Raw genomic sequence first — 17,911 nt, forward strand, 5'->3', positions numbered from 1 at the left:
GGGAAAATACCCTTCTACCACTTTTTTAACCCATTTCAGAAAAAAGCAACACTGTATGCGCTATACATGTATAATAACGTCAACGATTTTTCGTATCTAAAATAATGGTGACAGGCCCATCATTAACAAGGGTAACATCCATCATAGCACCAAACACACCTGTCTCAACTTGCAAACCATGTGCACGCAGCGCGTCATTAAATGACTCCCACATTGGCTTTGCAATTGCTGGTGGAGCTGCTTGAATAAAGCTTGGTCTGTTGCCTTTCTTTGTATCTGCATACAAGGTAAATTGTGAAATCGATAAAATTTGGCCTTGTACGGCATCTATGGCTAAATTCATTTTTCCTTCTGCGTCTTCAAAAAGACGCATAGCAGCAATTTTGCGAGCAGCATATGTGACATCGTCTGTCGTATCGTCTGCTGTAATGCCCACTAATAATACATAACCTTTAGTAATAGCACCTTTAACTTCACCATTAACCGCTACAGAAGCGGCCTTACTGCGCTGTAATACTACTTTCATTACGTCTAAGCCTCTTTCTATTAATTAATGACACGTTGTACGGTATAAATATCAGGAATTTGCTTAATTTTCTCTACAACGCGTTGTAAATGTGCAGTATCCGCAATCGCTATTTTCAAATGCATAGTAGCTAGTTTTTCGCGATCTGCTTTACCACTTACCGCCAATATATTAGTTTTGGCATCACTTACGGTATGCATGACTTCATTTAAAATACCTGGACGGTCAAATGCTGATATTTCAATATCGACAGGATATTCTTTACGTGTTGGCACTTCCTCTTGCCATGAAACATCAATCAAACGCTCTTGTTCTTCATGTGAGACATTTGGGCAGTCTGCACGGTGAACAGATACACCTCGTCCTTTTGTAATAAAGCCAACAATCTCGTCACCTGGCACAGGCGTACAACAACGTGAAAGTCGAATCAACATATTATCAATGCCTTTAACCACAACACCTGATTCTGTTGTTTTTGGCGACGTAGGATTTTTCATTTTCTTTTCGATTTTTTCTAATGCTTCTTCTTGTTCTCGTTCTTTACGAATTTTTTCCGCTAAGCGATTAACAACTTGTAATGCTGTAATCCCATTAACCCCAACGGCTGCATATAAGTCATCTGCATTAGTATAATTTAATTTTTCACATACACGTTTAATATTTTCATTAGATAGGACTTCTTTATGGTCATAGTCTTGTGCTTTAATTTCTTTTTCAACCATATCCTTACCTTTTTCAATGCTTTCTTCACGCACATGCTTTTTAAAATATTGTTTAATTTTATTTTTTGCTTGTGAGGATTGTGCAATTTTAACCCAATCTCTACTTGGCCCAAATGACTGTTTAGAGGTTAAAATCTCAATAATATCGCCCGTTTTTAATGGGGTATCTAGCGGTACCATCTTCCCATTTACTTTAGCCCCAATTGTACGGTTACCCACCTCGGAGTGAACACGGTAGGCAAAGTCGATTGGCACTGAGCCTGCTGGTAATTCAATCACATCACCATTTGGGGTAAAGACGTAAACCATGTCTGAGAATAAGTCAAATTTTAAAGACTCCATAAACTCTTCTGCGTTAGAAGATTCATTTTGGAACTCTAATATTTCACGGAACCATGTTAACTTTTGATCTACATTCTCTTTATCAGATTCTACTTTTTTACCTTCTTTATATGCCCAGTGAGCGGCAATCCCGTACTCCGCAATACGGTGCATCTCTTTCGTCCGAATTTGAACTTCTAATGGGTCACCATAAGGTCCAATGACAGTAGTGTGTAGCGATTGATAAAGATTTTGTTTGGGCATCGCAATATAATCTTTAAAGCGACCTGGCATTGGCTTCCATAAGGTATGCACAATACCTAACACCGCATAACAATCCTTAATGCTATCTACTAAAATACGCACGGCTAATAAATCATAAATTTCATTAAATTGTTTTTCCTGTAACACCATTTTGCGATAAATGCTATAAATATGTTTTGGACGACCATAAATATCAGCATCAATAGCCACTTCCGCTAACTGTGACTTAATCTCATCAACAATATTATCTAAATAGGCTTCTCGTTCATTACGTTTCTTTTTCATTAAACTCACAATGCGGTAGTATTGTTGCGGATTCAAATAACGTAGCGCTGTATCTTCTAATTCCCATTTTACGGTTGATATCCCTAAACGATGTGCAAGTGGTGCAAAGATCTCTAACGTTTCTTTAGAGATGCGACGTTGTTTTTCAGCGGGTAAATGTTTTAATGTACGCATATTATGTAAGCGGTCTGCTAACTTAATTAAAATAACACGTATATCTTGAGCCATAGCAATGAACATTTTTCGGTGATTTTCGGCTTGTTGCTCTTCTTTAGATAAATATTTTATTTTACCTAACTTTGTTACGCCATCAACTAACAATGCTACCTCCTCACCAAAAGTAGCCACTAAATCGTCCCTCGTAACCTCCGTATCTTCAACAACATCATGCAAAAAACCTGCAGCCACTGTTGCTGGGTCCATCTCTAAGTCAGCTAAAATACCTGCGACTTGTACAGGGTGAATGATGTATGGTTCACCAGAGCTACGAAATTGCTCTTTATGGGCATCTCTTGCCACTTCATATGCCTTTTCCACAAATGCTACATTTTCTTCATTCATATAATTTCGAACTTTTGTAAACACATCTTCTGGTGTCATTATTTGCTCTTTTGCCATATCAATTCACCTTGTTCTCTCAGTATTTTCAGATTTATCGTTACAGTACATTGTATAGAAAAGCATGGGACATTGTAAAGGGGAGCGTAACAATTCCATTGGTTTCATTTGTCAATTTTACGAAATAAAATAAAAACAGATGATAGTAAGGAAACATGCCATCATCTGCTTTTTACATTTATAAATTATACATCATATTGAATAAGCGTTTTCACATCATAATCGCCAATTTTATCGCGACCATGCAATTCTTCTAACTCAATTAAAAAGGCGCATCCTACAACAATACCCCCCATAGATTCTATGAGACGAATCGTTGCCTCTACTGTGCCACCAGTAGCTAATAAGTCATCCACAATCATAACCTTCTGCCCTGGCTTAACAGCATCTTTATGCATAGTTAGTACATCTTTGCCATATTCTAAACCATATTCTGCACGTACAACTTCACGAGGTAGCTTGCCTTCTTTACGTACAGGCGCAAAGCCAATCTCTAATGCGTAGGCTACTGGACAACCCATAATAAAGCCACGAGCCTCAGGACCAACAATTAACTCAGCGCCCTTTTCTTGTGCATAGCTTACAATTTGATCAGTTGCATATTTATAAGCAGGGCCATTATCCATAATGGTTGTAATATCTTTAAAACTAATGCCTTCTTTCGGCCATCCATCAACAATCGTAATATACTCTTTCAAATTCATTTCTTTGTTCCTCCCTAAGAAACATCACTCTTTTAGTAAACGTTGTCATCAAACCATTGTTTTAATGCTGCATATGGTGCATAAACAAATTGTTGCTCTAATGCGATTTGTGTCAAGCGTTGTTGGTACGACGGTGCTTGTTCTAATGGTGTTTTTATTGCACCTGTTACAACCGTAGTCAGTCCATTGTCTATTTTAACAAAACCAAGTTCAAAAAACACCTTTGTCATAAATTTAATTGTGTCAACTTGCCATCCCATATGTGTCGCAAGCTGTGTCATATGCTGTTTCAGGGCAAAGTTTGGTCTTTTATTTAAAAATTTATAATACCAAGCAAATTGTTCTCTCGTTGGCAAGGCATTAAAATACGTATCTTTTGGCGCATGGAAATGTGCATATACCTTTTTAGGTTGTAAACGTTGTAAACAAGTAATTAATGCTTCTTCAGAAGGTGGCACATCCAATAATACAACAGCCTCCGCCTCATGCACCTGTTCCGCTAATTGTAGGTCCATCGACAATAATGTATCAAAATAGTGCAATGTCGTCTCATGAAAGGCAATACCTATACTATTTGCAGCTACAGTCGAGGCCCAGCGTGCTGTTTGTGTAATCCCTCGAACATCAAAAAGTTGCCACGTATTAATTTGAATGTCACGCAACAAAAACTGGGGCTTTTTACGTCCCTGCCATTCATTAATTTGCAAGTCACCTACAAGTGAAATAGGTGTTTGATAAGTAATTTCATCATAGTAATGTGCATTATTAAAGCCAATGGTATCTAAGGTTTGCCCATTGCTTTCTAATGTCATCTTTAAATGCTTTTGATGTTGACCAATTTTGCGCATATCAGCTACAACTGCTTTCTCTAAAGCGTATGTTGGTTTTGGAAAAGCTGTACCAAACGGTGCTAACATACGTACTTGCTCAATCGCTTCAATCGTGATGTCATCAATGGTCAATGCAATATCAATATGGATTACGGGTGTTAGTTGCTCTTCTGTTAAACTTTGAGCTTGCTCATTTAAATGTGTAAATAAGGTCTCTACATTTTCAGCGGGCAATGTCATCCCTGCTGCCATAGGATGCCCACCAAAATGTGTAAGTAATGCCGCATTTTTTGCTAACGCTTCGTATAAGTTAAAACCTGCTATGCTACGTGCTGAACCTTTAGCTGTCTGTTTAGCTTCGTCAATACCGAGTACAATTGTGGGTTTATAAAATCGCTCTACTAATCGAGAGGCAACAATCCCGACAACACCTGCATTCCAGTCTTCTCCTGTAACTACAAGTACACGTGCTTGTTGCAGCCTTTCTTCTGCTTCAACCTGTGCGATAGCCTCATCTGTAATACGTTGTACAATTGCCTTACGTTCCTGATTACAATCATCCAATAAGTGAGCTAAATGCTTTGCTTCTTCCAAGCTTTCACTTAACAAAAAGTCAACACCTGGCACTGCATCTTGTAGCCGACCAACAGCATTTAAACGAGGTGCAAATTGAAAGCCTAACGTATCTTCATCAATTTTACTTTGTTCAACTTGTGCCACTTCACAAAATGCTCGTAACCAATACGCATCACTTTGCTGTAATTGTTCTAATCCTTGTTTAACAAGCGTCCTATTCTCATCCACTAATGGTACTAAATCGGCTACTGTACCAAGTGCTACTAGCGCAACGAGATGTGTTGGAAAAACCTTATACAAAGCATGTGCTAATTTAAATGAAACACCAACACCTGCTAGCTCGCCAAATGGATAATGCCCTTCTGGTATACGTGGATGTAATATGACATCTGCATCTGGTAATGCCTCTCCTGGTTCATGATGGTCAGTAATAATTACTTTTAAGCCTAATTCTTTTGCCACCTTTACCTCTTGAACACCAGCAATCCCATTATCTACTGTAATTAATAATGAAACACCATCCGCATAAGCCTCTCTAAACAACTGTTCATTCGGGCCATAGCCATGGATAAAGCGATTAGGTATAACGTAATCTACTTCTGCACCTTGATCACGTAAAGCGCTGACTAATACCGTTGTACTTGTAATACCATATAGTGATAGGTAAACCTTTGAAGTTATCTCCAGCTTTTCCCCCACTTCACACCGTGCGTGAGACTTTCACCTCACACGGCGTTCCATCGAAAACGTTCAAAACTTTTGTAATCTACATAACTTAACACAATTCACGTATACTGTTTAACTTCTAAATGTCCAAATTAAATTGTTAGTGGTTCTAATTCTAATTTCTTTCGTAGCGTATTTAATTTATTTAACATTTTATTATCCGTTATTAAGGTCATATACTTATTAATTACTTCTTCATCTTTTGCATGGATTAAGATATGAATGTCTTTGTCTACTACACAGAGATTTTTGTATTCGTCAGTACCACCTTCTAACCGTGGTACTTTATGATGACAATGTATCGTCATCGGATTCAATTCAATCCCTGTTACATGACATCTCCCTTTTTGAGCACAATATAATGCAATGCGATTATCGTTATATTCAATACTTCTCTGTGGTATAGGGTGTTCCATTAGGAAACGTAATACCCCTATATCAATAGTAGACAGATTTTTATGAATTTCTTCTCTGCCTTCCTTTGTATATGCATTAACCACATTTCGTTTCATCATAGGACTTTTATGTTTAATATAGCCTATCGGAAGAAATGGTGCTTTGGAAATGAATCTTAACTGTTTGCTTTTTCCATATTCCTTTTTAATAAAGTCCGATGAAATAACACCTATCTTTTTAATTCGCCGTTTCATTCGGTGGTCTTTTAAATTTGCATTGACCTCGTATGCAATGTTTCCCATATCTTCGGAAATCATTGTGGCAATTCGGAAGTATTGATGAAGGCCGATTACAGTTGAGTTGTATAATGCTATTTTTCTTGCTTGGTCGTTCGAGCCACTATCATATCGGATGCCATTAATAATTTCTTTTAGGTTATCCTTCGTGCGTTGTATTGCTTTATCGCACATGTGACTTTTCACAATCCACTTTTCACCTTTTGGTATAAGTTTCATTTTAAATCCTAGAAATTCCGAATAGTTCTTTTTTAAATTTACAATTTTCGATTTTTCTTCACTGACTTCTAAGCCTAGTCTATCTTTCAGCCATTTTTGTACTGCGATAAAAAGTCGCTTTGCATGATTCAGATTGCTACAAAATATTTTGAAATCATCAGCATATCGAACAATGTAACATTCTTTAAGCCTCGTTTTCTTTAGATATTTGTATTGATTCCCTTTATCCGTAGAATTCCCTCTATCTTTATGGATAACTATTTTTTCTTCAAATACAGGAATCTTTTCCCACTGACTTTCAATCCATTGGTCTAATTCATTAAGAACGATATTTGATAACAAAGGAGAGAGAATTCCTCCTTGAGGTGTACCTTTGTCGTTGTCAATCATTTGACCATTTGGCATTTTGATTTTGGCTTTTAGCATTTTAGAAATAATCGAAATTAAATTCTTATCCCTAATACCCATTGTCCACATTTGCTTTAAAAGTTTTTCATGTGAGACGTTATCGAAAAACCCTTTAATATCGATATCAATTACATATGACATTTTTGAGTTTTGCATTAATCGGTACGTTTGGGCAATTGCATTTTCTACTGAACGATTTGGTCTGAAACCATGGCTTCGTCCAGAAAATTTTGCTTCTGCAATCGGTTCAAGAATTTGTAAAATACATTGTTGAACTATTCTATCCCAAATTGCTGGGATTCCGAGAGGTCTTATTTTCCCATTAGGCTTTGGTATTTCAACTCGTCTAACCGCTTTCGGTTTGTAATCTTTAAGTTTATTTCTTGCATAACGAACAAAGTTATCTTCAGATAGCTTCGAAACATGTTCAATAGTCCGACCGTCTACGCCAGCCGTTTTGCTACCTGTGTTTTTCTTAATATTACGATACGCTAACTTAATGTTCTCAGTGGAACTAATGATGTTCATTAAGTTTTTGAAATTACTACCATTTTTACTTTGGTCATACAGCATATCAAACGTTGCTTGCATACTGTAATATTCCGCATTTCTTAGTTTGGACTTTTTAACATGTTTTACGATTCGTGAATTTGCCACAGACATCAACCCCTTTCTCAAGTGGTGATTCTCTTAGTCATACTCGAATCTGTGATATTGTTATGCACTTATAAGTCTTTGAAAGTTCCGACTAGAGCCTATCCCTCCACCGCTTATTATCACGGTTTCAATGGTACTATGGCTCCACTCTCACGAAAGGTTAATCAGTTTTAATAGAAATTTTCCTTTTATATACTGAACTGTTTCAGCGGTAGGTTAATACCTCCACATCCTTCGCTTTCCACGTTCCGATTTCTTTATCCTTACATATATCCTTAGGTTTCTCCTATAGTCCTGTATGCTTGAACTTGCCTGTAACAAGTTATGGATTTTCATAACTGCAGATTCTTACTCACCCACACATACGATGGCATTACCACCCATTGCATTTCTACAATGTCTACGTCTAGACCCGTACATTCAGAGATTCGTCAGTGCTTGTGCAGCACATTCTAACCATAGATATTTTATGGACTCCCGGCATATAGGATACACCATCTACCGCTAGACAGCTTTCATTCTCACTTTCAACCTATAACAAAAATTGAAAGAAACTTTACGGTATCTCTCTGCCGACTTCACCGAGCTTCATACTTTACTATTTAACCTTAGTGAAAGCATGTCGGAGTATCAGAGTAGGCGTTTCAGGGCGTTACTCCTTCATTCCACCTATCAAGAAATCAGTTCTCCTAAGGATATTAAGCGACTCCCTAGTGTCTAAGCTTTTCACTTAGAAACGTGTCGCACCCGTATCATAGTCACCATATACGCGAATAAATCCGCCTTCAGCTATGACTTCTTCAATAAGTGTTACAGCTTCTTGCATGCCATGCATTGACAATGGGTCATGTACAACAGGTTGTGCGGATAAAAAGGTTTTCACTTGCTCACTCGTTGTATAACCTCTTGCTACTAAAATTTTAGCTGTAATGGCTGACAAAGCGAATTCATCCTGTAATTGCGTAACAAGTTGTTGATTTTGTCTTTCAATGATCCATCGTTTTTCCATCTTTCCACCATACTTTCTTCTAAGTGTTTTAAAATGTATAAGAACCGCGCAAATGCGCGGTTCTATATTAGATGTCGCTATTCGTAACAGACTGTGCAGTTGATATGTTCTTTTTCGCTTCTTTCAGCTCATGTTCAAGGTGCTTTAATTGCTCTTGTTGTTTGCCAATAAGCTCCTCTTTATGTTTCAACGTTTTCGTAAGATGAGTAACTGTTCGCTTATTACCATACATTTTTACGACAGAGAAAGATAAGCTAATCATAAAACCAATTAAAGCTGAACCTAAAATCACGAGTATTAATGGCCATTCTGCCTTGCCAAAAACATAGCTAACAGGTACTTTATCTACATTTAAAATAGCAAAAATCGCGATGATAATAGCAAAGACTAAACCTGCTACTAAGGAGAGTTGTGACTTTAATCCACTTTTATTTTCCTTCATCCTTAATCACTCCTTACTCTAATTATGTGTATTACATGTCAAATTGTAACATGGTTTTCATGTTTATAAATAAAAAAGCAGCATATAAAAATAGCATCTGCTATTTTTATATGCCACTGTATGAAGGATTAGACAGTAGGTTCGTCTGTACCCCATTGCTTTTTCTCTTTCTTCTTCAATTTACCACCTGATTTATCCATTTCACGAATTTTCAATGAATACCATACTTGTGCCGCAATACAGATAGATGAGTAAATTCCTGTAATTAAACCGGCTAGCAATGCGATAGAGAAGTTGGTTAAAGAAGGTGCACCAAAGGCTAATAATGCCACTACAACGATAATGACAGTCAATACTGTGTTTACAGAGCGTCCCATCGTTTGACGCAATGATTTATTAACAATCGTAGCAAGTACTTCTTTATCTTTCACTTCATCAAATGCATTTAAGTTTTCGCGAATACGGTCAAATGTAACAATCGTATCATTAATGGAGTAACCAACAATCGTTAATACTGCCGCAATGAATGTAATATCCACTTCTAAGCGGAAAATACTAAAGATCGCTACAATTAAAAATACATCATGTAACAATGACACAATCGTACCAACACCCATGCGCCACTCAAAACGGATCGCTACATAAATCAAAATACCAATTGCCGCGACACTAAGCGCATAAATAGCATTTTTTACAAGTTCTTTACCAACCGTTGGCGATACGTTACTCACCGAAGGTTCTTCCCCATATTTTGCACTTACATCTTTTTTAAATTGTAATGTTTCTTGCTTAGAAAAATCTTCTGTGTAACGTACTACACCAATATTTTTCTTATCGCCTGAAATTACAATATCATCAGAAGGATGACCAATCTTATCAATAAATTGCGAGATCTCCTCTTTTGTTACTTCTTTGTCACTTACAATATCAACACGAGTACCACTTGAGAAGTCAATACCTAAGTTCAATCGGAATATACCTATAGCAATAATCCCGACAACTAAAATAAGTAATGAGAAGCTATAAAACTTTTTACGATTACCAACAAAGTCGATGCGGTCAAACTTCGTTGTTAAATCAATTGTTGTTAAATTTTCGGATAAGTCATGTTGTTTTGATTTTGAAATACCATATAAACCTGGGCTATTAAAGTAACCACTTAACACTAATTGGTTTAGTAAAATACGTGAGCCCCACACAGCTGTAATAAAGCTTAATAAAATACTAATAATTAACATGGTAGCAAAACCTTTTACTGAGCTTGCCCCAAAAGCATACAATACAGCAGCAACTAATAATGTCGTTAATTGCGCATCTATGATAGCAGATAACGATTGTTTAGAACCTAACTGGAAAGCTTGCTTCACACTGTGACCTACACGTAATTCTTCTCTTATTCGCTCGGCTGTCAAAATATTAGCATCGACCGCCATACCAATCCCTAATACAATCGCTGCAATACCTGGCAATGTAAGGACGGCATTGATGCCATTAAAGACAATCAATACAAGGTACGTGAATACAGTTAGTGTAATAATTGAGATTAAGCCTGGCAAACGGTAATACAATAACATAAAGGCGAAAATAGCTAACACACCTGCTACGCCTGCAAACACGGTGCTCTTTAACGCTTGTTCACCAAACTGTGCACCAACAGAGGTTGAAAATACTTCCGTCATTTTTACAGGTAATGAACCCGCATTTAAAATATTAGCAAAGTTTTGTGTCTCTTCTACAGAGAAGCCACCTTCAATCATAACATCGGTTGTGTTTAAAGGCTTACTTACTGCTGCTGCTGACACATAACGTGGGTCTGGCTTTTGAGATTCGGCAGCATAAGAATCGACGCCTTCTTCAAAGTCCATCCAAACAACGAGTAAGTTTTGACCAGAAGGCTTTTGACTAATTTTCGTTGTAATCTCACCAAATTTTTCTGCATCTTTCAATGTCAGAGTAACAATTGGTCGATTCGTTTCTCCATGAAAAGTCGCTTTAGCGCCATTTTGCTTAAGATCGTTACCATCAAGTAAAATATTATCTTCCACATCACGGAACGTTAAGTTCGCTGATGTTGACAACATTTCACGCGCAGTCTCCTGATCTTCCACACCCGCTAATTGCACGCGAATACGATTATTTCCTTCCACCTGAATACTAGGTTCGCTTACACCCATTTTGTCTACACGGCGACTTAAAGCATCTGTTGTGTTTTTAACATCTTCTTGATTTACTTTTTTGCCATCAAGTGTTTCAACATCATACAGAACTTCAAAACCACCTTGTAGATCTAATCCTAAGCGAATGTTTTTCAGTACATCCTGCGTTGTAAATGCCATAGTGCCTGCTAATACAACTACTACTACTAAAAACGCAAGGATACGACTTTTTACTTTCATGATTAAATCCTCCTCAAGTGTCGTGCGCAAACATTATGTACACGATGACTCGCAAATGCGAGCATTCAATTCGTTCCTATTACACGCTAAAAAAGCGCAACACTAATATTATGAAACAGGTTGCGTTCTCTGTCAAATCTCATTATTGCTCATGGAGATTTGCGTGTAGTACAGCTAATTCCTCTGGTGTCACTTCTGCAAAACCGATGCGTCGCTCAGATACTTGCAAATCAGCAGGTTGGATCGCAAAAATTTGCGCCACTACTTTATGAATAGGCAGCGCTTGTGGTGAGATATTATACCATACACATTGCAAACAATACGCCCATAACGCCTGTGGGGACAGGCAAATTCCACTCAACGTTTGTAAGTCTGCTACCTTTGTTTCAAGTGCAGGTAATACTTCTTCATACCGTGTATGTGACATCTATCTCCCTCCCTCTATTCATGTTATCGTAGCTTTTTATCCAAATGTTTACTAAAAAACAAAAAGAGCGTTCTCTATGAACACTCTTCCCTAAAAAATCACGCTTTACACTTCATCTTTTAATACACGGCCAATAGCTTGACGCTCAAACTTTAGACGCGTGCCATCTGCTAATACAAGATATACTGTTGTATCTTCAATTGCATCGATTGTGCCATGTAAACCACCAATCGTAACGATTTCATCGCCACGTTGTAGATTATTTTGCATTTGCATCGTTTGTTGTTGACGTTTTTTTGCAGGGCGGATTAAAATAAACCACATTGCAACAAACATTAAAACAATCGGAATCAAACCGACTAATTGTTGACTCATTTCATTTTCACCTCTTTATGACAAGTTCACTCAATAAGTATAGTATAAACCTTACGTAAAAAGCGACAATTGTTAGAAATTTTTTGCGTTTTCTTTGTTTAACCCATATTTTTCAAAGAACTCATTGCGGAAGTCGCCTAGACGATCTTCACGAATTGCTTGACGTACTTGCTCCATTAAACGAATTAAGAAACGCAAGTTATGATATGACGTTAAACGCAAACCAAAAGTTTCATCAGTACGTATTAAATGACGAACATAAGCACGTGTATAATTTTTACAGGTATAGCAATCACACGTTGGGTCGATTGGTGTGAAATCACGCTCATATTTAGCATTTTTCACTACTAAGCGTCCCTCTGACGTCATCAATGTACCATTACGTGCAATACGTGTTGGCAATACGCAGTCAAACATATCAATCCCTCTAATGGCTCCCTCGATTAGAGCATCTGGTGATCCAACCCCCATTAAATAACGTGGTTTATCTTCAGGTAATAAATGCGTCGTCTGTTCTAAAACGCGGTACATTATATCTTTTGGCTCACCTACAGATAAGCCTCCAATCGCATAACCTGGGAAATCCAATGCCACTAATGCTTTTGCAGAGCGTTGACGCAAGTCCTCATATTCGCCGCCTTGTACAATGCCAAACAATGCTTGATTCTCTGTATTTTTATGAGCTTCTTTACAACGTTTAGCCCATCTTGTCGTACGGTCTACCGATTTCAACATGTATTCATAAGTTGCAGGATATGGAGGGCATTCATCAAATGCCATCATAATATCAGAACCTAAATCATTTTGAATCTCCATTGCTTTTTCAGGGCTTAAAAATAATTTATCCCCATTTAAATGATTGCGGAAGTGAACGCCTTCTTCTTCTATTTTACGAAACTTACTTAAACTAAATACTTGGAACCCTCCTGAATCGGTTAAAATAGGGCCATTCCAATTCATAAATTTATGCAAGCCACCAGCTTCTTTTACAATATCATTGCCTGGACGCAACCATAAATGGTACGTATTTGATAAAATGATACCTGCTTTCATTTCTTTTAATTCTTCTGGAGACATTGTTTTTACTGTAGCTTGTGTACCTACAGGCATAAAAGTTGGTGTTTCGTAAGAGCCATGTGGCGTATGGACGATGCCTAAACGCGCACCTGTTTGCTTACAAGTTTTAATATGTTCATACCATACGGCTTGTTTTGTCATTATTTTATTTCCTTTCTCTTTGGACGAATAAACATTGCATCACCAAAACTAAAAAATCGATATTGTTCATGTACAGCTACTTGATACGCATGCATGATAGTTGTTTTACTTGCTAATGCACTTACTAACATGACTAATGTAGACTTAGGTAAGTGAAAATTTGTTAACAAACCATCCACAACCGTCCATTGATATCCCGGATAAATAAATATAGATGTCCAACCTTCTTCGGCTTTAATCTCACCTTGATATTTTGACCCAATGGTCTCAAGCGTGCGTGTCGATGTCGTACCAACAGCCACTACTTTACCACCTTTTTGTTTTGTCTTGTTAATGATTTGCGCTGTCTCTTCACTTACACTATAAAATTCTGCATGCATTTCATGCTCTTCAATCGAATCCACACTTACTGGACGGAATGTACCTAAACCTACATGCAATGTAATGAATGTTACTTGTACGCCTTTAGCACGCAGTTTATCTAATATAGCATCTGTAAAATGTAATCCAGCTGTTGGGGCTGCTGCTGAACCTCTCTCTTTAGCAAAAACTGTTTGATAACGATCTTGGTCATCTAACTTTTCACGGATATAAGGTGGTAATGGCATTTCGCCTAGTTGCTCTAAAATCTCATAAAAGATACCTTCGTATCGGAATACAAACTTACGACCACCGTGGGCCAATTCTGCTGTACAAGTAGCTGTTAATAATCCCTCACCAAAAGTTACTATTGTACCTACTTTTACACGCTTAGCGGGCTTAACTAGCGTTTCCCACTCATCATCTTTTGTTTGTTTTAATAATAATACTTCAACATGTGCACCTGTCTCTTCTTTCACACCCATCAAACGTGCAGGTAAAACACGCGTATCATTTAATACAAGGCAGTCACCTGACTCTAGCTCATCGATAATGGCTGGAAACTGTGCATGCTCAACATGCGTTGTATCTGGATCAACGAGTAATAAACGACTTGCTGTGCGGTCTAGTAAAGGTGTTTGTGCAATTAATTGCTCTGGCAATTCAAAATCAAAATCTTCCACTTTCATCATCATGTACTTCCTTTTATTTAAATTTATTCTGGTATCTCATAGCCAAAGTGTTCATAAGCTAATGGTGTTGCTATACGTCCTCTTGGCGTACGTTGAATGAAACCTATTTGAAGCAAATAAGGCTCGTAGACATCTTCAATTGTTAGGGCCTCCTCACCAATAGAGGCAGATATTGTGTCTAAACCAACAGGACCTCCACGGAAACGTTCAATAATACTTTCTAATAATTTACGATCGATATGATCTAGCCCTTTAACATCCACTTGTAATAACTCCAATGCTTGGTGAGATAATTCAGATGTAATCGCGCCATCGCCTAATACCTGTGCAAAGTCACGCACACGCTTCAATAAACGATTGACAATACGCGGCGTACCGCGAGAACGCATCGCAATCTCTTCAGCAGCAGCTTGATCAATGACAACATCGAATACTGTAGCACTACGTTGCACAATTTCTGTTAACGCTTGTTGGTCGTAATACTCCAAACGTAATAATACACCAAAACGGTCGCGAAGTGGTGCAGATAATGCGCCTGCTCGTGTCGTCGCACCGATTAATGTAAATGGAGGTAAATCTAGTCTTATACTACGAGCTTCTGGTCCTTTCCCTACTACAATATCTAAACAAAAATCCTCCATAGCTGGATATAATACTTCTTCAATTGCGCGAGGTAAACGATGAATCTCATCAATAAATAAGACATCACCTGGTTCTAAACCGTTTAGAATCGCTGCTAAATCACCTGGTCTTTCAATAGCTGGACCGCTTGTCATACGAAAGTTAACACCCATCTCATTCGCAATAACAGCTGCTAAAGTTGTTTTACCTAAGCCTGGAGGACCATATAACAACACATGGTCTAAACATTCCCCGCGTTGACGAGCTGCCTCAATAAACACTGATAAGTTTTTTTTCACTTGAGCTTGCCCAATATATTGGGCTAATTTTTGTGGGCGCAATGAAAATTCAAATTGCTCATCAAAGTCTGTTGATTCATTTGTTGTTAAATGATTTTGCATATCTTTCCCTCCTTACATGAGTAGCAATGTTAACGCTTTTTTCATGTAATCATCCGTCGTTAACAAATCTGTAGATTGTTCCAATTGTGGGCGGATTTTCTTTAATTCACGCTCGGAATAACCTAATGTCGCTAAAGCTAACAATGCGTCTTCTAAGGCATGATTAACTGTGCTATCTTCAAATAATGGCAGTTCGTCTGGTGCGCTTGCCATCTCTACATTATCAAGTAATGCACCTAACTTGCCTTTTAAATCTAAAATGATTTGACGGGCTGTTTTCTTACCTACACCTGGAAATTTAACTAAATACGTTTCATCCTCATTCTCAATCGCTGTCATTACTTGCACAGGATTACCTGTAGCTAATATCGCTAAAGCCCCTTTAGGCCCAATGCCTGATACTTGAATTAGTTTGCGAAATAATTCGCGTTCATCAAGCGATTGAAAACCAAATAATAAGTGTGCATCATCTCTCACATGAAGATGTACATAAATGATGCTCTCCTCCTTATGGGAAGTGAATGCATACGAATTTGGCGTGAACACACGATAACCTATTGCTTGATTATCAATTACAATATACTCTGGTGTAATGCGGTCGATTCTACCTTTTATATAATCATACATTTGTCGTCCCTCATTTCATATCATGGTTTAAATTATAGCATATTAGCGAACGAATGCTCGACTGATTACATAGCCATTTCGTGATACAATATCTTTATGCAAGGAGTGAGTACGTATGACAAAAAAACTACTTGGTGAGCAACGAAGAGCAAAAATTATGGAGTTACTACGAGAAGCTGATACACCGATTACAGGCACTGCATTAGCTAAAGTGGCTAACGTATCACGACAAGTGATTGTAACCGACATGACATTACTAAAAGCACGTAACGAACCTATTTTAGCGACAAGTCAAGGCTATGTCTACATGCCTAAAGAATCTACGCCATTATACGAACGCATTGTAGCTTGCCAACATACCCCTGCACAAACAGAAGAAGAATTATTTGCGATTGTTGATTGTGGAGTAATGGTAAAAAACGTTATTATTGAACATGGGGTGTACGGGGATTTAACAGCGTCCATTCATGTGAGTAATCGACTTGAAGTGAAGCAATTTTTACAAAAAGTTGCTGAAGAACAAGCGATGTACTTATCTGCACTGACAGATGGTACTCATTTGCACACCCTCGTTGCACCAACGACAGCAATGCTTGATTGTGCAGAGCAAGCACTGCGGGACAGCGGCTTTTTAATTGAAAACTAATGGCCAAAAACGATAAAAAACAGCTAATCGACATCTGTCAATTGGCTGTTTTTCGTACAATTAGCTTAAACGCTTAAGGAATATCGTTTGTGCAATTAAAAATAGAACGCCTACAGCCCAATACAACACCAACGCAGAAGGCATAATAAAGACAACAAAACACATCATAATAGGTGTTACATATAATATGAACTTCATTTGTTGTTGACTATTATCTAGATGAAGCGTACTTATTTTAGCTTGCAGTACATAAAGAATAATTGTGATAATAGCTAATATTATATCTGTCTGTCCTAACTCAAACCATAAGAAACTATGCGTTGCTATTGCTGAAGACTCTCTAATGGCATAATATAAACCAATATAGATGGGCATTTGTAAAAGTAAAGGGACACAGCCTGACAACATAGCAAAAGGATTGGTGCCATGTTTTGCATATATGGCAGACATTTCTTTTTGCATCTCTAGTTGTGCTTCTGGTCGCTGGTCTGTTTTATATTTTGCCGTAATAGCATCTATCTCTGGCTTCAATTGTTTCATCTTTTCTTGCGTGACCTTACTCGCTCTCGTTTGTTTAATAATGAGTGGTAATAATATAAGACGCACAGCAAGTGTAATCGCAATAATAGCTAGACCATAATTGCCGTCAAAAATAGTAGCGATACTATCAATTACTTGTGAGAATGGATTCACAACATACGTTGTAAACGATACACACCCTGATAAAAGTAACCCTATATTGATTAATAAAAATAATAATATTGTCTGTTTATATGTGAATAATTGATTCAACTTTGTTCCTCCTCTTATTATGTGTTAATAATAAGAGTTCGTCGGTACTTCATCATCTGTTTGTTGTGCTATTCTTCGTTGTCTCCTCATTACCCAAACAAATACCGCTTCATTAGGAATAAGCCGAGAAATGAAATAGACAACATTAATATTAATTTGACGAAGAGCACATAATGTTGGCTTTAAAAATGGTAGTTTTGCTGTTGAAGTTGATAATGCATAGCTAATGGCTAACAAAATCACAAACAATAACATATACATATAAAAATCTGCTGTCCCTATCCATATCTCCTGCATAAGCTGTAACAAATTATTCACCTCCTTACCTTTATCTTACGTTTTATCACCCAGTATAGT

17 protein-coding genes are annotated in these 17,911 nt (G+C 37.5%); 1 reads left to right on the top strand and 16 read right to left on the bottom strand.

The genetic code is table 11. The features are described from left to right. Positions 1-79: 79 nt before the first annotated feature. The 14 genes from dtd to ruvA all read right to left on the bottom strand — a co-directional run bounded on the left by dtd (position 80) and on the right by ruvA (position 16,116). Complete coding sequence (gene dtd, locus IEW44_RS11215) at positions 80-526, bottom strand: D-aminoacyl-tRNA deacylase (protein WP_188615142.1); 447 nt, start codon at positions 524-526, stop codon at positions 80-82. A 20-nt stretch (positions 527-546) separates the two neighbouring features. Beyond that, on the bottom strand, positions 547-2,736 hold the full coding sequence (locus tag IEW44_RS11220; protein WP_188615143.1) for a RelA/SpoT family protein: 2,190 nt from the start codon (positions 2,734-2,736) through the stop codon (positions 547-549). A 185-nt stretch (positions 2,737-2,921) separates the two neighbouring features. Beyond that, positions 2,922-3,440 (bottom strand): adenine phosphoribosyltransferase, encoded by a 519-nt coding sequence (locus IEW44_RS11225; protein WP_188615144.1) that lies wholly within the window; start codon positions 3,438-3,440, stop codon positions 2,922-2,924. Between the two features lie 32 nt (positions 3,441-3,472). Continuing rightward, complete coding sequence (gene recJ / locus IEW44_RS11230; RefSeq protein WP_188615145.1) at positions 3,473-5,545, bottom strand: single-stranded-DNA-specific exonuclease RecJ; 2,073 nt, start codon at positions 5,543-5,545, stop codon at positions 3,473-3,475. Positions 5,546-5,664: 119 nt separating this feature from the next. Then, positions 5,665-7,548 carry a group II intron reverse transcriptase/maturase gene (ltrA, locus tag IEW44_RS11235; RefSeq protein ID WP_229704226.1) on the bottom strand — a complete coding sequence of 628 codons (1,884 nt, stop codon included), beginning with the start codon at positions 7,546-7,548 and terminating at the stop codon, positions 5,665-5,667. Between the two features lie 730 nt (positions 7,549-8,278). Further along, positions 8,279-8,557 (bottom strand): single-stranded DNA-binding protein, encoded by a 279-nt coding sequence (locus IEW44_RS11240; protein WP_188615147.1) that lies wholly within the window; start codon positions 8,555-8,557, stop codon positions 8,279-8,281. 67 nt (positions 8,558-8,624) lie between these two features. Next, positions 8,625-8,999, bottom strand: coding sequence for a LapA family protein (locus IEW44_RS11245; protein WP_188615148.1), 375 nt, complete (start codon positions 8,997-8,999; stop codon positions 8,625-8,627). A gap of 128 nt (positions 9,000-9,127) precedes the next feature. Further along, complete coding sequence (gene secDF, locus IEW44_RS11250; protein ID WP_188615149.1) at positions 9,128-11,395, bottom strand: protein translocase subunit SecDF; 2,268 nt, start codon at positions 11,393-11,395, stop codon at positions 9,128-9,130. Between the two features lie 142 nt (positions 11,396-11,537). Beyond that, on the bottom strand, positions 11,538-11,822 hold the full coding sequence (locus tag IEW44_RS11255) for a post-transcriptional regulator (RefSeq protein ID WP_188615150.1): 285 nt from the start codon (positions 11,820-11,822) through the stop codon (positions 11,538-11,540). Positions 11,823-11,927: 105 nt separating this feature from the next. Continuing rightward, the gene (gene yajC / locus IEW44_RS11260; RefSeq protein ID WP_188615151.1) at positions 11,928-12,197 is read right to left on the bottom strand and encodes a preprotein translocase subunit YajC; all 270 of its coding nucleotides are present in this window, start codon (positions 12,195-12,197) and stop codon (positions 11,928-11,930) included. Between the two features lie 72 nt (positions 12,198-12,269). After that, positions 12,270-13,415, bottom strand: a complete 1,146-nt coding sequence (gene tgt, locus IEW44_RS11265) for a tRNA guanosine(34) transglycosylase Tgt (RefSeq protein WP_188615152.1) — start codon at positions 13,413-13,415, stop codon at positions 12,270-12,272. Further along, the gene (gene queA, locus IEW44_RS11270) at positions 13,415-14,464 is read right to left on the bottom strand and encodes a tRNA preQ1(34) S-adenosylmethionine ribosyltransferase-isomerase QueA (RefSeq protein ID WP_188615259.1); all 1,050 of its coding nucleotides are present in this window, start codon (positions 14,462-14,464) and stop codon (positions 13,415-13,417) included. Before queA ends, tgt begins: the two co-directional genes overlap by 1 nt. A 26-nt stretch (positions 14,465-14,490) precedes the next feature. Next, a complete protein-coding gene (gene ruvB, locus IEW44_RS11275) occupies positions 14,491-15,489 on the bottom strand; it encodes a Holliday junction branch migration DNA helicase RuvB (RefSeq protein WP_188615153.1) in 999 nt (332 codons plus the stop codon). A 12-nt stretch (positions 15,490-15,501) separates the two neighbouring features. Then, the gene (ruvA, locus tag IEW44_RS11280; protein ID WP_188615154.1) at positions 15,502-16,116 is read right to left on the bottom strand and encodes a Holliday junction branch migration protein RuvA; all 615 of its coding nucleotides are present in this window, start codon (positions 16,114-16,116) and stop codon (positions 15,502-15,504) included. A 115-nt stretch (positions 16,117-16,231) separates the two neighbouring features. Here ruvA and IEW44_RS11285 point away from each other — a divergent pair, with 115 nt between their 5' ends. Continuing rightward, the gene (locus tag IEW44_RS11285; protein WP_188615155.1) at positions 16,232-16,762 is read left to right on the top strand and encodes a transcription repressor NadR; all 531 of its coding nucleotides are present in this window, start codon (positions 16,232-16,234) and stop codon (positions 16,760-16,762) included. A 60-nt stretch (positions 16,763-16,822) separates the two neighbouring features. Here IEW44_RS11285 and yidC read toward each other — a convergent pair whose 3' ends face one another. Next, positions 16,823-17,554, bottom strand: a complete 732-nt coding sequence (gene yidC, locus IEW44_RS11290) for a membrane protein insertase YidC (protein ID WP_188615156.1) — start codon at positions 17,552-17,554, stop codon at positions 16,823-16,825. A 24-nt stretch (positions 17,555-17,578) separates the two neighbouring features. Further along, on the bottom strand, positions 17,579-17,863 hold the full coding sequence (locus tag IEW44_RS11295; RefSeq protein WP_188615157.1) for a hypothetical protein: 285 nt from the start codon (positions 17,861-17,863) through the stop codon (positions 17,579-17,581). Between the last annotated feature and the right edge of the window lie 48 nt (positions 17,864-17,911).

The organism is Lysinibacillus alkalisoli (assembly GCF_014643595.1).
Classification (GTDB): Bacteria; Bacillota; Bacilli; order Bacillales_A; family Planococcaceae; genus Metalysinibacillus; species Metalysinibacillus alkalisoli.